This window comes from Citrobacter sp. CK199, from assembly GCF_030333285.1.
Taxonomy (GTDB): Bacteria; Pseudomonadota; Gammaproteobacteria; order Enterobacterales; family Enterobacteriaceae; genus Citrobacter_B; species Citrobacter_B koseri.
In genome coordinates, this window is sequence record NZ_JAOWGF010000029.1 from 302,584 (window position 1) to 317,522 (window position 14,939).

At 45.4% G+C, this 14,939-nt stretch carries 17 protein-coding genes; 12 read left to right on the plus strand and 5 right to left on the minus strand.

The features are described 5' to 3' along the window. Positions 1-349 precede the first annotated feature (349 nt). Positions 350-1,147, plus strand: a complete 798-nt coding sequence (locus tag OGX75_RS19745; protein WP_286451513.1) for a YagM family protein — start codon at positions 350-352, stop codon at positions 1,145-1,147. A gap of 453 nt (positions 1,148-1,600) precedes the next feature. On the opposite strand, the gene OGX75_RS19750 is transcribed toward OGX75_RS19745, so the two are convergent. The 3 genes from OGX75_RS19750 to OGX75_RS19760 form a co-directional block, all read right to left on the minus strand. Next, positions 1,601-2,407, minus strand: a complete 807-nt coding sequence (locus OGX75_RS19750) for a GIY-YIG nuclease family protein (protein WP_004215754.1) — start codon at positions 2,405-2,407, stop codon at positions 1,601-1,603. A gap of 1 nt (position 2,408) precedes the next feature. Continuing rightward, the gene (locus OGX75_RS19755; protein WP_040196622.1) at positions 2,409-3,317 is read right to left on the minus strand and encodes a hypothetical protein; all 909 of its coding nucleotides are present in this window, start codon (positions 3,315-3,317) and stop codon (positions 2,409-2,411) included. Positions 3,318-3,866: 549 nt separating this feature from the next. Then, the gene (locus OGX75_RS19760; RefSeq protein WP_004215750.1) at positions 3,867-4,637 is read right to left on the minus strand and encodes a DUF3800 domain-containing protein; all 771 of its coding nucleotides are present in this window, start codon (positions 4,635-4,637) and stop codon (positions 3,867-3,869) included. Between the two features lie 602 nt (positions 4,638-5,239). Between OGX75_RS19760 and OGX75_RS19765 the strand changes: the two genes are divergently transcribed. The 3 genes from OGX75_RS19765 to OGX75_RS19770 all read left to right on the plus strand — a co-directional run bounded on the left by OGX75_RS19765 (position 5,240) and on the right by OGX75_RS19770 (position 8,067). Next, positions 5,240-7,054: a hypothetical protein gene (locus tag OGX75_RS19765; protein ID WP_004215749.1), complete on the plus strand. Its 1,815-nt coding sequence runs from the start codon at positions 5,240-5,242 to the stop codon at positions 7,052-7,054. A 333-nt stretch (positions 7,055-7,387) separates the two neighbouring features. Next, positions 7,388-7,570, plus strand: a complete 183-nt coding sequence (locus OGX75_RS21340; protein WP_487336115.1) for a hypothetical protein — start codon at positions 7,388-7,390, stop codon at positions 7,568-7,570. Positions 7,571-7,911: 341 nt separating this feature from the next. Next, the gene (locus tag OGX75_RS19770; RefSeq protein WP_270753767.1) at positions 7,912-8,067 is read left to right on the plus strand and encodes an HNH endonuclease signature motif containing protein; all 156 of its coding nucleotides are present in this window, start codon (positions 7,912-7,914) and stop codon (positions 8,065-8,067) included. Positions 8,068-8,234: 167 nt separating this feature from the next. Here the strand turns inward: OGX75_RS19770 and OGX75_RS19775 are convergent, their stop codons facing one another. Together OGX75_RS19775 and OGX75_RS19780 are read right to left on the minus strand one after the other, a co-directional pair. After that, positions 8,235-8,567, minus strand: coding sequence for a hypothetical protein (locus tag OGX75_RS19775; protein WP_072041100.1), 333 nt, complete (start codon positions 8,565-8,567; stop codon positions 8,235-8,237). 274 nt (positions 8,568-8,841) lie between these two features. Next, positions 8,842-9,525 carry a hypothetical protein gene (locus OGX75_RS19780; RefSeq protein WP_286451514.1) on the minus strand — a complete coding sequence of 228 codons (684 nt, stop codon included), beginning with the start codon at positions 9,523-9,525 and terminating at the stop codon, positions 8,842-8,844. Positions 9,526-9,950: 425 nt separating this feature from the next. On the opposite strand from OGX75_RS19780, the gene OGX75_RS19785 reads away from it, so the two are divergent. The 8 genes from OGX75_RS19785 (at position 9,951) to OGX75_RS19820 (ending at position 14,928) form a co-directional block, all read left to right on the plus strand. Continuing rightward, the gene (locus OGX75_RS19785; RefSeq protein ID WP_286451515.1) at positions 9,951-10,826 is read left to right on the plus strand and encodes a GTPase family protein; all 876 of its coding nucleotides are present in this window, start codon (positions 9,951-9,953) and stop codon (positions 10,824-10,826) included. A 200-nt stretch (positions 10,827-11,026) separates the two neighbouring features. Then, a complete protein-coding gene (locus OGX75_RS19790) occupies positions 11,027-11,731 on the plus strand; it encodes a helix-turn-helix transcriptional regulator (protein WP_286451516.1) in 705 nt (234 codons plus the stop codon). Beyond that, the gene (locus OGX75_RS19795; protein WP_286451517.1) at positions 11,731-12,300 is read left to right on the plus strand and encodes a hypothetical protein; all 570 of its coding nucleotides are present in this window, start codon (positions 11,731-11,733) and stop codon (positions 12,298-12,300) included. The genes OGX75_RS19790 and OGX75_RS19795 overlap by 1 nt, the downstream gene beginning before the upstream one ends. A 36-nt stretch (positions 12,301-12,336) precedes the next feature. Then, the gene (locus OGX75_RS19800) at positions 12,337-12,789 is read left to right on the plus strand and encodes a YfjS/YafY family lipoprotein (protein ID WP_015699705.1); all 453 of its coding nucleotides are present in this window, start codon (positions 12,337-12,339) and stop codon (positions 12,787-12,789) included. After that, the gene (locus tag OGX75_RS19805; protein ID WP_286451518.1) at positions 12,786-13,235 is read left to right on the plus strand and encodes an IrmA family protein; all 450 of its coding nucleotides are present in this window, start codon (positions 12,786-12,788) and stop codon (positions 13,233-13,235) included. The genes OGX75_RS19800 and OGX75_RS19805 overlap by 4 nt, the downstream gene beginning before the upstream one ends. A gap of 71 nt (positions 13,236-13,306) precedes the next feature. After that, positions 13,307-13,537 carry a DUF905 domain-containing protein gene (locus OGX75_RS19810; protein ID WP_047667324.1) on the plus strand — a complete coding sequence of 77 codons (231 nt, stop codon included), beginning with the start codon at positions 13,307-13,309 and terminating at the stop codon, positions 13,535-13,537. Positions 13,538-13,635: 98 nt separating this feature from the next. Beyond that, the gene (locus OGX75_RS19815) at positions 13,636-14,457 is read left to right on the plus strand and encodes a DUF932 domain-containing protein (protein ID WP_286451519.1); all 822 of its coding nucleotides are present in this window, start codon (positions 13,636-13,638) and stop codon (positions 14,455-14,457) included. A 30-nt stretch (positions 14,458-14,487) separates the two neighbouring features. Beyond that, positions 14,488-14,928: an antirestriction protein gene (locus OGX75_RS19820; RefSeq protein ID WP_047667320.1), complete on the plus strand. Its 441-nt coding sequence runs from the start codon at positions 14,488-14,490 to the stop codon at positions 14,926-14,928. The last annotated feature ends 11 nt before the right edge of the window (positions 14,929-14,939 follow it).

The following is a 14,939-nucleotide window of genomic DNA, read 5'->3' on the forward strand; positions in this document are numbered from 1 at the left end:
GAAGGTGGTGATATGTAATTTTTTATGCAGGAAAGTCACAGTATTTCTGTTTACTGAGCAGTACTGTGGGGATTGGAGATATACAGACGGGTTAAGCGGATCACTGCGGGAGGGGATATGAAGAGGAAGTTCTTAAAACATGAAGACCTTAATTATACTAAAAACCCAAATGTTCGTTCCTGGTATACAGGCTGTCCTGACAGCATCATATTCAGTATTTTTACGTGAGAGCATATTACTATGAATTGATAACGAAATAGAAATATCAATAAAATAAACTTGTTGATAATAAAGGTGTTTAAGGTTGATTGTTATGCACTTTTTATAAAATGCTTAATAGGTGATTGGCATGTCAGAACGAATCACTTTCAATGTAACCAATTCTGAGACTCTGCGTGTTGTTGATGAATACAGCAAAAAACAGAAGATCTCACGGTCGCAGGTTATTTCCACATTGCTGGATGCTACCGTTCCGGTACTGAAAGATATTAATCGCTATTATCAGCTAGCGGACGAACTTAAGGCTCGGCTACTGTCTGGTGTCTACCAGCAGGATTTGCCTCGCCGAAGAAATGTTGTAGCTGCTGAAAAGTATTGTATGGAGATCTGGGAGAGTAAGCTTCAGGTTGGAAAAGGGTATGACTTTGACAGCGTCAATGGCAAGGTGCATGTTCGCGAACATAAACGACACTACCGTCGGGATAATGCAGTTGGCAGGGTCGAAAATCGACATATCAAAGAGCTCTGTCAGTTTATCCTGGATAGGTCAGAACAGGATGCCCGTTACGCCTGTTTTATCTATACCGAAAGGATTATATTTGCTGATGCCGAGACCTCAGAACTCCCCTCATCGCCAGTCAAATTTGCGGCAGGTGACGCTGTGATTTTGCTGGCAAAAGATGTGGTTTTTAACGAGTTTTTCTTTGATATAGGTAAGGCGCTTTTTATCAATGTGGTTGATCTTATGTCATACGGTACAAGTGGTATCCCGGAGACGACAGGAGACCCACGAGTTCACTGCTGGGTGCCAATCCTGTTTAGTGGGAAAAATGCCGTGATAGTACCTGTGTACCTGATTGACCCTGCTACGGCCCCGACGTTAAGAAAACCAGACAACATAACAGTGGTCTACCAGGGCAAAAAGTAACGTTGATTCTTGTTCCTGCCATGCCACGCGTTTTCATTTATCCCGTGGCAACCTTATCCTCATTTAGGGTTATTTACCAAGTGCGGATGAAAGTCAGCAAAGTCACAAAGAATATATTATGCGGCACTGTCAACGCTCTGTCTGACATGAACCGGGGTTCCAGGGCATAAGTCTTGATATCTGATACGCACCAGCGCATAAAGGCAGTTGGTGCGATCTAGATGTGGCGTAAAAAGATAGGTTTTCGTTGTACTCACCATCGTGTCGCTCCCGAAGAAGATATAATTTCTCTTGCCAAGACAGATGGCTTGTAGCATTCATTCTGTCAAGTTGTTGTCTGGCTCTGTCAGACCTGTACTGGCTTAATGGTTACATACGGCACTGGGGTTAAATAATCCATTTTTCACACCTGTAGGTGCGTAGCGCCACGGGCCCTAAAGATACGATCTGATGTCAGATAATGCCGTAAGCTCTTAGGCAGTTGCTCCTGATTGCATAGGTGTTCAGGGTATTGATAAATTCGCATAATTCATCCGTATAAGAAAACCACTCTCTACCAAGTCCCTTCTGATCCAACCTGTATTTTTTAAAGAAAAGATGTAATGCAGATTCTGTCTCAATACCCCCTGCGGGTATTATGGAGATAAGACTCAGGCTGGTATTATGTTGTTGCTTCAAGGTATCCACGCGTTGCCTGAGATTACCTGATATTCCAATCTTGACTCTTTCCTGAGGTTCATCCAGTAAAAAGTAGACATCCGTTTCACCATTGAGATAGGGCTCGTAATCCAGCCATGGAGCGGTGAATTCATTGCCATTGCTGATGTCAGGTGACAGAAGCAGGGGAAGCGCTGCCTGCCAGGCCTGCTCCAGACATTTTTCCTGCTGCTTTTGCAAAAAGGGTTGCATCAGAGCAGTACAAGCAAAGTGGGTTCCCAGTGGTATGTAAGATCCATGACGCGAAGGAGCAAACTGTCCTGTTGGCATCCAGGTATGCCGAATTTCCAGCTTATCGCCAACCGTCTTCGGCACACTTCTTAGGCCGATCTCCTTGCCGTGAAAGGAGGCCACTAGTTTCTGAGGCAAATACCATTTCAAAAAACTTAAAGGTAGATTGTGGGTATGCTGCTTTTCAGGCTGATGTTTTTTTATAAACGCCTGATATTCGACACTCCCCAGCGCTTGTGCAATAAATCGAATTTTTTCGCTATCGCTCTGTGCCTTTAGCCATGAATACGCTATTTTTCCGGCTTTGTTCATCTCATTTTCTTCCTTTCTTCAATGAGGTCAATGTGGCAAACGGGAGCTCGATACCAAAATCATGTTTATGACCATTTTGACTAAACGACCACTTTTCCTCTCCCCCGCGATTAAGTAACTCTCTGTATAAGTGATTGAGCCCCACACGACCGTTGGGGGCTGCTTTTTTCTGATGGTAATCCAGCGCGCTATAATTATTAATGCAACAAATCTTAACGGTACCGTCGTAACCCAATCCGATAAATTGCTTCACGAGGTAGGCCAGATAGCCGATCATATAGTCCTGAAACCATGGGCGTGAAAATACTCTGTCACAGGCATGTGGCAGGTAGGCATCATGAATATCTAAATCCCATTCCCGGCTTAAGATGGTGACCTGCTTGCCATTAAAGTGGTAATAGGCATAAAAGCGCACACCAAATACCCAAGGTTCCAGCCAAGGATTATTGGTCGGGATCTGTTTGTGATGTCCTGCTAATACCCGGCTGACCGTTTCATCATAAAATTCAATAAGTTCAATGATGTCTTTAACTGTCGTGGGAGGAAAATCCTCGCATTCACGTATTACAGCCGACATGACTTTACCGGATACCCGGGAAATATGGCCTTCAGCGATCTTACGTATCAAGCTTTCCGGCACATGGCGGTCAGGATGAATGGCATTTTGCAATTCTGCGATATACGGTGCCAGAAGCTGGCTAAAAACACGCTTTTCTTCATGGCTGGCAAGGCCATAGAACGACATGTACTTATCGCTAAGCTGACCAAATACTGTGCTGAGTTCCGACCAGTTATGGCAGTTATAGCGTAATGCCACTGCATCCCGGGCGTAGCTTAGATTGATATTGAGCGACCGTGAAAGGTATTTAGCGTGGGCTTTTGCTTCAGCGCATGTAGGGAGTTGTTTCATGGTTTAAGTCTCTAATCTGTCTTATGTGCTCACGAACCATAAGAATCAAAGACACTTAACCAAAAAAGATTTGATAAGTCTGCGCTGCATTCCGCTTTGGCCGTGAGCTGCCGGGTCGCGCTAACCTTGTGCTTAACGTATTGGAAAGTGGCACCATTGTCAACAGAGCCACTGAACATGCCGGGCTAACAGAGAGGTTAGACATGAAGCGAGGTGCGATGCTGGCAGGCATCAGGTGAGGTGCTAAAGGTCCGCTGTGAGCGCAGGCTGTGTGAAAACGTTAGCGATCGTAGAAAGGGTGTAGAACAGAGTCGAAAAATGCGCTCCTACGTAAAATTTGACGCAGGTTGACCAGTCGATCGACTCCAAATTTTGCATAACCTCACGCACTTCGGCTTTCAGGTAGGGTTTTCACACAGTCTGAGCGAGAAGTGGACATTTACATATTTGTTCCAGTGGCCAAATTTAGTGCACTACTACAGTATCGATTGACACCTATCCTTTAAATCTGGTCGGCCTATGCATAAACATCGATTTTTGAAGTCAAGGTTAGGGCAGCTCTTCCCGCTTAACCAATGGAACGCTGTAATCAGGTCGAATACTCTTTGAACCCGGCATAGCTCGCATCTCTTGCGGGAAATGCCAGATATTAAAATCCTTATTCGGGAATGTATCGTAATGGAAAAAATCCCAGCCAAGCAGAGCAGCCATACGTTCAAAGGCAAGCTCCTTAGCCACTGATAGTTCTAGCCGAGGATTAAGGTACTTCAAGTACCCAGAGTTCACAGATCCGGTCAGAATGTCGACAACCTGTAATCCAAGATGATGCTTAGAGTCGTGCATCGTCACAGACTTAACCAGCTTCTTCATCCCTGCCCTAGCCAGCATGTTGTTAGCAACAATACCTGTCACTTCATCGTTCTTTTTGTATTTATCAATCTTCTGGTCGATGATCACCTCAACGTCACTCTTAATCTGCTTAGCAACGTTCTTAACGAGCATTGTGTACGTCTGGTAAAAAGCCAACTCCCTGTCCGTCTGCCAGTTGTTGTAAATGTTCTTAACTACAACAATTGAGTGGAAGCAGCACGAGTTCTTGAGCACCATAGCCAGCAGCTCAATGCAAATGTTTGCCTGCCCTGCACTGTTCTTAATCTTGGACCACTTCAACTCACCGACAATCCCGTACTTATCTTTTAATTTCTGGACTCGCTCATTGAAGATGTGCAACGTGTCTTTACGCACACACAGCAAACCAATGCCATAACAGCGGTCACTCCCTGTCGTACCACTCTCATCACCAAAAGCCACGTATTCCATACAAATACCCGCATAAAATTGAATGGGTATTTTATGCTCAACCCAAGCGACAGACAATGTTTGTAGGTCTACTCAAGAGCCTTTAGGTATCTAATGTATCCATACGCTCGCACAATCTACTCACGGCACTTGACGGGCAGGACGAAGGTCTTATATGAGCGAGGAGCGGAAGTTCGCAATTTTGATCACCGCACAAGGCACATTACTAGTATTACTATGTTTTGTTAAAAGGAAATTTTTTCTATGCCTAAACACGAAAGTTACAATGGCATTTTTATTTCAAATAACGGTCAATTCTCCGGATTTCTTAAAGTTTCGGCTCCCCAGTGCCCCGGGGCGTCAGCCCAATTGCGCTAACCGGCAGAGGCGGCATTTCGGGCCTGGCGGCTTGGCCTTTGTAAGAAAAAAACGACCTAAATCAAATTTTTGCAGTTAAATACTGCGCGAGTCAATAATTAATATTGTTTTAGATAATTACTTTTAATATATTACGTGTTAATGTAATTTTCTGAATCTAAACTATTCCATTTCCCATTTGATTTTCTCTGAAGTGCTGTCTAGTTGTTCTTGAATAATCAAATGTTAATTATAAGGACATCAAAGTGACTAAATATATTTTCAGTATCAATGATTTAATTTTATCAAAAAATGCACAATTTTTTAAGATAAAAAAACCTTTATCTAGAAATAAAATAAAAAATCTATTTAGAAGCATATCCTCGATAAAAGATGGTGTTTTTCTTATAAATAAAATTAAATCTGAAGTTGTTGTAGATAATGGGAATTTAACTTACTCTTTGGTGTCTTTTAAAGTTCTAGAAGAGCCTTCATTTCTACAAGGCACTAGCATTTCAGAAAGCAAGTATGCGTATCTAATGATCTTGGAGGTTCAGGATTTTTTAATAATTTCGAAGAAAAATGTTGATGCAATTGAAAGCGAGTTGGAAAGGTTCATAGAATACTTTGAGTTTGATAAATTTTCAAATTTTAATGGAAGGCTGAATCCTGAGTATGAAAAGATTAGCATGAGGAATATGTCACTGTCAGATTCAGTGATAAGAAATAGAACAGTGGAAGCAAAAAATCTAAGTGGCATTCTTTCTCCTAACACGACTGGACGTTCAATTCCAGGGACATTTAGAGTCAAGACAGGAAATGACATATTTACTTTAACACCAAATACTTCACGAATAGGCTACAAAGATAAAAAAGTGGATTTTTTTAATTTCTGCTCATGGGCAATAGCTACAGTAAATGAATTATCTAACACAGCCTCTTTGTCAAGTAAGCTAATGGCAGGTTTCTCTTCCCCTATTACTTTGAGTGAATTATTAGCAAAAAAAGTCAAGCCAAAAGCTATTTTTATAGATCTTAGCGAGTTGGATGATATGGTGCGTGGCACGTCCCATACTTTTACACTAACAAAAAATGTGCCTCATGGAACGGTGACGTTAAGTTCTGTTGAACTTGATAAATTTTTCAATGGATTTAAATCATCATATTTCTTAGATGGTGAAACGCTAACCAATTTAAGATTCAAATTCAAATGTCGTCTGAGATTCAATACTAAGGTTGTGACTATAGTATCCAAATATCTCGATGGTATAATGATTAGTGAAAATGGTTCTCAGTTAATGTCGCTTAGTAAATATATTAACAAGTTTAAGCCATTCACTATAACCTTCGATTCCCCCCAATATTGCTATCATGGTCGTTCGTGTTTTGAAGATAAGACGATGTTAAATAATTTGAATATTTTCCTGTCCGTTTTTGATGATAGCTTTGATTTTTCAACAATCAGATCGGAAAAAGAGAAAGATGACAAACAATCTTATCCAGAAAATATTAAAAGATTTCCAGTGAGATCGCTATTTAGACGAGTGGAGAATATCTATTCAAATAAAGATGCTATTGTAATTTGTGATGATATGAATGATGAGTGGGCCGATCATATTGTGCTGGATATCACGACAGGAAATCCATCCATAAAGTTTATTCATTCTAAATATATTAAAAAAGAGAGCTATGGCGCCAGTAAATTTCATGAAGTTATAAGTCAAGCTTTAAAAAATATTGGCAGATTACATTCACCAAAAGAACTTTACCTTGATAAATATGATAATGAATGGTCTTCAAAATATTTACAAACGCAGATTAGTAGAGTTAGACCAATTGACACTTCCAGGAATGACATTGAGTTAGCTCTTGACAAAATTAATGAGAGTCCGAAAACTAGTAGGGAGTTAATATTAGCTGCTCCATTTTTAAGAAAAGAAATGTTAATCGATGAGGTGGAAATCATCAAGAGAAATCAGTCAGCCAAACCTTATACTGTTCAGCTAATCTGGCTTATAAATACATTTTTGAGTGCATGTGTTGAGTACGGAGTAAAACCCAGTATTCTATGTAAGAAGTGAATTGAATTATCCAAGGCTGGCTGTTTATGTAGGCCAGCTTGCTTTCTTTAATATTTAGGAATTTGATTTAAAGTGAAATTAGGCCCATTTATTAACATTGCTAACTCTAACCAAATTCCTAAATCCCATCTTCCGCCTCACAATTCCTTAATTCAAACTAGACGTTTCCCGCGCAATACATAGCAATCTCTTGATAACAATGGTATGGAACTGAACGTTGAGTGCCTAGTAGGTGAAGAAGATGGGGTATATGGCCTGATATTTGAGCCCTGAGGACCGGCGCATAGAAACAAAGATTATAATGTTGCCCTCGATTATATCATTGGACGACTTATTGATTCCGGGGTAAACAAAGGCGTTGTGTATTTGGCCTCATCATCAACCGGAAGACATATACCATCTATAGCGGAAAGAAAAATACATCCTGATGATGTGATTTTCTTTAGTGGGAAACTACCCTTCCGATATTTCCCAAAAAATGTGTATGTATCAGACTCATTTGAACAGTACTGCTAAAAAAGATGCACCATCAGGGAACAGAACTGAGCGAGTAATGATAAATGTTCCTAGTGTTAATAGTGCTGAATTTTGGAAACCTATCATCTACGGAGATACATCAGTGCTTTTCGAGCCACTAATGATGAGAGTGTTCTAAGTAAAATGGTCAGTAAGCTAATATAAATTCCTTTGAACGAGCCCGAGGGACATAAAAAACTGGAACATTAGAAAGAGTTCAGAAGGTTTATATTCGGGATCCTGCTGTTAAATCTTGTGTATTGCAAGGGAGTAAGGGCGTTTGTGAAAGATGTAGTGAAAATACACCGTTCTTAATAAATGGCGATATCCCATATCTCGAAGTGTATCATGTGATACCTCTTTCTTTATCTGGTGCTGACACCATAAGCAATTGTGTTGCACTATGCCCGAATTGCCATCGGGCATTGCATTACAGTCAAAATTCGGAAGAGCTGATTGAGGAACTTTATATAAACATAAAAAGATTGCAAAGATGAGTGTTCCGTTTTGCTGGGATATTTATAGGTGAGCAACGTCCCCTCCTGGCACTCTGAGGACGTTCGGCCCCTCCGACTTTATAGGGACGGACCGCCAGTTACGATCAGTGCTGACGATAAGTATTTCGCAGTTTTGGCTTATTCATCGACGTATCAACGACCACCGATTACTTGACGCTTTTATATGGAGTAAATTTTCCTGGACGAGATTGTGAACCTTTATTTTTAAGTTTCAGCTTTCGACATAATCGTCCATAAACATCTGGAGGAAAACCTCCATCGAACGACCATTTATCGCTATGTTTCGTCATCTGTATAATCCCAGATATATTTTTATACTTATTGCCGAGATTATTCTTAACAATATATTCAGAAACCTCCGAGCTATGCGTAAAGCCCAGTTCGGATAACTCTGTTATCAGCTCATTGAATTCCTGAGCATCTAAAGATTCAGTATTTTGTACTGAATGGATTGTTTGTGGCTTATGTATAAATGTCATAATAATCATCCATATGATTTACGTCTCTGCGTCGTAAATGTGAACTAAGTGTAAGTATCCCGCATGAATCACTGAACAATATGACACCGGAGGAATACCGGCAGCACCATTATTTGGCGGGGATCTCAAAAAATGCATGGAACCAAAACGGGTCTAGTTACATAAGTACTACATTAAAAAGCTAGCCTGACAGAGTCATGCTTTGGGAAATAACCATGAGGTACCGTCGTATTGCAGGTTCACTATGAGTGAAACGCTGCCAGCAAAACTGATATCATTGCCGCATATTATTTCGCGACGCTAACGGGGTGTATTTGACGAAATCCCGGATTGAGTGGCAAGTTTTACGTGTAATCACCCATATATTAAGCGGTGCGGGTTGCAGTAATGCTTGGTAATCATCGGCGATGCGTTTAAACAGCTGTTGCCGATAGCTAGGCAATGGGCCTGCCAGCACGGCAAGCTCTTCATTGTAGCTTTTTGCTTGCTCTGGCTTCCAGTAAAGGCGGCTGAGTTCTTTCGTACAGTCATCGTTGGCCAGCGATGGGGAGGCAAGTACCTTGTTAATATGTAGTAGCAGTGGAAGGATGAGTATTTTCCATTCTTCAAAGTCGGCCTGACGGTGAAGTTCCAGCGTATTCTGAAATTGTTGTCCAGCTTTAGTATCGATTACTGTTCCTGCTTCAGCTGATTTTTTCAGGCATTGAGTAACCTCCGCCAAGGTGATTCTCTTGGTATATTCCCCGGATAAATCTTCAATAATTTTATAGATTCTCATGCAGTTCATGTGCAGATTGTTCACACAGCTGTCGCACTCAAATGCCAACCGCTCCAACTTGGTAGTTTCGAGCTCTAGCACTTTCTTACGCATATCATTACTTAACGCGAGTTTGGCCCCGAGCCAGACCGCAGTGACGGTCACAATGGGTGTGATAAGATCTTTCCAGTTAAACAGCATGATCTGTATTTCCTGATAGATGACTTCTGCAGTCGCAGAACAGTAATGGCAGACACTGAGCTAGCACACTATAGCGAGCACCGTGGGTGTGGTTGAGGCTGTAAATGCTGTTTTTACGGCGGGTACGGTCAGTCCGAACCTCCGGAGAGGATTGTGTGCCAAGTAAGGGCATGCAAAACATATAACGAACTACCCGAGGAGCCAGGAAGAAGTCTACTGACCGATTCCCTGCTAACGAACATAAACTATGTCTCGTCGATGTCCGCTTCTGGCACTAAGCGGAAATCGTTCAGTTCTGGGCTACACAAGGTCCTATATGTATTAATCTAAAATTCCAAATAATTTCAGATAGATATTATCTCCGTGAATCCCCGCTTTCCTGACTGGAACTCGGGTTTTTTTATTTTTCACGCTGAGACTACTGTATGAATAAACCTGATGGCTTTCAAGCCCTTGAACAACCGCTCGCGTCGCTTCCGCACACGCTTCGCCAGCTTATTCTTGAACGTATCCAGAACCTGACCCATTACGAGCCGGTTATTGGCATTATGGGCAAAAGTGGGGCAGGCAAATCGTCTCTCTGCAATGCCCTGTTCCAGGGAGAAGTCACGTCGGTCAGCGATGTGGAGGCCTGCACCCGCGATGTGCTGCGCTTCAGGCTCCGCAATGGCAATCACAGCCTGATGATTGTTGATTTACCGGGTGTGGGTGAAAGCGAGCAACGCGATGAAGAATACACTGCACTGTATCGCCGCATCCTACCCGAACTGGATTTAGTTTTATGGGTCATCAAGGCTGATGATCGGGCACTGTCAGTGGATGAACACTTCTATCGCAAGGTGATGCTGGCGTATCAGTACCGGGTTTTGTTCGTGGTTAATCAGGTCGACAAGGCCGAACCCTGTCATGAATGGTGTACCACCGATAGCACGCCTTCACCTGCTCAGCAGTTAACGATTGAGACTAAGAGAATCGCGATGCAGCAGTTGTTCCTGCCGCACCATCCTGTCTGTGTGGTGTCAGCCCGCACAGGGTGGGGCGTGGAAACCCTTGTCTATATTATGATGCATAGCCTGCCTGACCGGGCCACCAGTCCACTGACAACACAACTGCATGGAAGGCTCTGCACCGAGCCGGTAAAAAAGCAGGCACGTGAGCGCTTTGGTCATGCAGTTGATGAAATGATTGGCAATGTGGAGTCATCATCTTTTCTGCCAGCGCCTGTAAGGGCTGTGATTCGAACCGTGCGGGAAGCCGTGGTGACCGTTGCTCGTGCCGTCTGGGACTGGATTTTCTTCTGAAAAACCGCGTATAGCGGACACTTCCTGTCCTTTTCGTGCTCAATTAATGAGCGATTAATGCACCTTCAACGCGTAAAGGCGCATTACAGCTGTAATCCTCGCACTGAAAAAATACGCCTTCCCATGTCCATACCCTGTCCGACCCCTTCGTTACACTAATCACTTAATTTTCAGCCTGTTAACGGGATGGAGAAAATCTAATGTCCCAGACTGAGCGTCGCCATGAGCGGCTGGCGGTTCGACTGTCCCTCATTATCAGCCGCCTTGTTGCTGGCGAAACACTGGATATGGGCCTTCTTGCCGCAGAGTTTGGTGTATCGCTCCGTACCCTCCGCCGGGATTTTCGTGAGCGACTGATGTACCTGGACCTGGAATATCGCGACGGCACCTGTCGTCTGCTTTCAGGTAGCCATCAGCGCGAACTGGCGGTGCTGACTTTTGCTCGTCAGTCAGGTGTGGAGGCCTTGTTTCCTGACATGGATAACCACATGGTCAGCTCACTGCTGAGTGGGCCCGGTGAGTCTCCGTGCCTCATATGGGCAGAATCGGAGTCATTGTCGCCGCCCAGGCCAGGCATATTTACACGCCTTGTCAGGGCTATATCAGAGCATCGTCGCGTGACACTGCTGGCTGAAGGTTGTCGCTGTTCAGGGCTTGCACCATACCGCCTCGTACTCTGTGGCGGGCACTGGTATCTGACTGGAGAGCATCATCATCGCGTGGCAGTGTTTCCGCTAAACGATATCCATGCAGTTACCTTGCACCCGGAACTGTTCGTTCCTGACCTTCAGATTCGCAATGTTCTCGCCGAACCGGAATTCCTCAGAGCTCTTCCCCATTTTCACGTTTTTCACTCACTGCTCGCCAGAACCGGCGACGGTCTTTTACCTCATAAGGAATCATGATGAAAAAATTACTGGCTACAACGGCGCTGGCCGTCAGTCTCTGCGCTGGCACTGTTTTTCCGGCGTCTGCTGAAACTGTCGTGGGTACCGTCAAATTCTGGCAGTACATGCAGGCGGATGGCTGGAAATCGGCCGATGGCATAGATAACGACACGTTAAACAATACGCTCTATCAGGCCAGTGTCATTGGCAATTATCCCTGGACCAGGCAATTTCTGCTGCGTCAGCGAGGTGGTGGTGCTTATTTTCTCGCCGACAAGAAAACGCATACCGTGCGCAAGCTGAATCTGAAACCTGCCAGCGGTTATTACTCCGACCTGACATCGGTCTATCAGGGCGAAGACCAGGGGAAAGGGTGTTATTTCACTATCATCGACACCCAGTATCAACTGGAGCTGGCTAACGAACCTCACAGCAACCAGGTACTTGCTGCATTCCCGGAAAACTGTGTCAACAAACGGCAGCAGGCGGCCCTGGCGGCGAAGCGTTCTGCCTCAGAGCAGAAACTGCAGCAGTGGGTAGCCCAACAGAGTCTGGCTGAGTTGTGCCGACGAACTGGCAACTGCTGAAGCAACGGAACGGACGAATAATAAGGAATCTGCACCATGAAGAAATTGTATCCACCTGTGCTTGCCGTTCTGACAGTTATCGGTGCAATGAGTGCCTCTGGCTGCGACAGCAAGGAAGATGCTGGCGTGAAAGCGATAGCCAGGTTTAAAGACCTGACTCCACCACCATTCAGCAAGGTTGTCTCGCATAAATCTGATATCGCCCAGGAGTGGGTAAAAAAGGATGCCTTCGGTACACCGCAATATACGGTGATGAAAACCCGCCAGTCGCCGGAAGGCTGTGAGTCAGGCAATTATTACTACATTGCGGATATGCAGCAGAAAACGGTGCAGCCTCTGATTGCTGCCCTGTGTCTTGCGGACAATATCACCCTGAGCTTCCGGATTGAAACCGACAGCTACACGGGTGAAAAATCGGTGGTGTATTCGCACGATGGCAAGGAAATGGGGAAACTCTATCTGCCGGAGAATCAGGAGAAAAATCCATGAAGAAACTGAAATGCGTTCTCTCAGTTTGCGCTCTGAGCCTTTGCCTGCTGTCACCGGCTCAGGCCGAAGAACAGCGTTACATCAGTATCCGTAATACCGACATGGTCTGGGTGCCGGGCAATATCTGCGTCTGGCAGTTTCGCCTGGACAACGGCGGAAATGGTGAAGAGTTCGGGCCTTTGACACTCTCCCTGCGTCTGAAAGATAAAGGGGGAAACACGCTGGCGATGGGGAATATGGGGGTGGCTGCATTTGGCGACAGCGATGCCACCCGCTCTCAGGAAGCTTCGCTGGAGAACGAATGCGTGGAAAACGTCAACTCGGTCGAAATCATGAAGGCAACGGAAGAGCGTAATGGTTACCAGATTGACCTGCCACTGTCCGTTTTCGACCCGCAGTATTACCAACCGCTGCAAGTCACGGTTGTCGGTGGCAAGGCATCTTAGCCGATTCGTTATCCGTTTGATTCAGCCCCTGTCGCACATGCCGCAGGGGCTTTTTGTTTTAAGGAGCCTGTATGACTGAATTCACTGAATTGCCTGATGGGCCGTTTACACGCCAGCAGGCAGAGTCAGTTGCGTCTCAATATTCCAACGTTGCGATAGAGGATGACCAGGGGTCGCATTTCCGTCTGGTTATCCGTCATGAGCGTTGCATGGTCTGGCGGGCCTGGAACTTTGAGCAGGATGCCGGTTACTGGCTGAACCGGTATATCGCTCGTTATGGCATCCGCAAATTCCCTGCATAACCACCACCAGCGCTTCACCGTTATAAACAAAGTCAGGCCACACCTCCCTCGGGAAGTGTGGCCTTTTGTATTTTTACTCACTGCATAAGGAGTTACCCATGCGATTAGCCAGCCGCTTTGGCCGTATAAACCAGATACGCCGTGACCGACCTCTGACCCACGAAGAGCTGATGAGTCATGTCCCCAGCGTGTTCGGGAGTGACAAGCATGAATCTCGTTCAGACCGTTATACCTACATCCCTACCATTACCATCCTCGAAAGCCTGCAGCGTGAAGGCTTTGAGCCGTTCTTTGCCTGCCAGACGAAGGTTCGCGACCAGAGCAAGCGGGAGCACACCAAGCATATGCTGCGTCTGCGTCGGGCCGGACAACTGACCGGCCATCAGGTGCCGGAAATCATTCTTCTCAACAGCCATGACGGCTCATCAAGCTACCAGATGCTGCCGGGGCTGTTTCGTGGCGTCTGTACCAATGGTCTGGTCTGCGGTCAGTCATTCGGAGAAGTACGAGTACCGCATAAAGGGAATGTTGTTGAGAAGGTGATTGAAGGGGCTTACGAAGTGCTCGGGGTGTTTGACCGGGTAGAGGAGAAGCGCGATGCAATGCAGTCACTGGCGTTACCAGCGCCGGCTCGTCACGCGCTGGCTCATGCCGCACTGAAGTATCGATTTGGTGAGGATCACCAGCCGGTCACGGTATCGCAGTTGCTGACTCCGCGTCGTCGGGAGGACTACAGCGATGACCTGTGGACCGTCTACCAGCGCGTACAGGAGAACCTGATGAAAGGTGGTCTGTCAGGGCGAACCGCACAGGGGAAAAGCAGCCGCACCCGTGCTGTTACCGGTATTGATGGCGATGTGAAGCTCAATCGTGCTCTTTGGGAGATGGCAGAAAACATGCTCGATTTTTTCGGGCGTTAAACAACGGTTCCGGCATAAGGAGATAGTTTAATGAATACACAAAATCATCAGGTTGCGGAGCATTCCGCAATTACTGCCTCGGTGGTCCCTGACGAGCTACGCATCGGCTTCTGGCCGCAGCACTTTGGCTCCATCCCACAATGGATAACCCTTGAGCCCCAAATCTTCGGCTGGATGGATCGCCTGTGCGCTGATTACAGCGGCGGCGTCTGGAGCTTTTACACACTCAACAATAGCGGCGCATTTGTGGCTCCGGAGCCTGACGGTGAGAAATGGACGTTGTTCAACCCGATGAATGGCAACGGCGCGGAACTTACTGGAGAAGCGGCAGGGATAGTCGCCTGCCTGATGGCATACAGCCACCACGCTTGCCGCACCGAGTGTGACGCGATGACTGAACACTATTATCGCTTACGCGACTTCGCGCTGAACCATCCGGAATGCAGCGCCATTATGCATCTTATCGACTGAGGGATACCGAA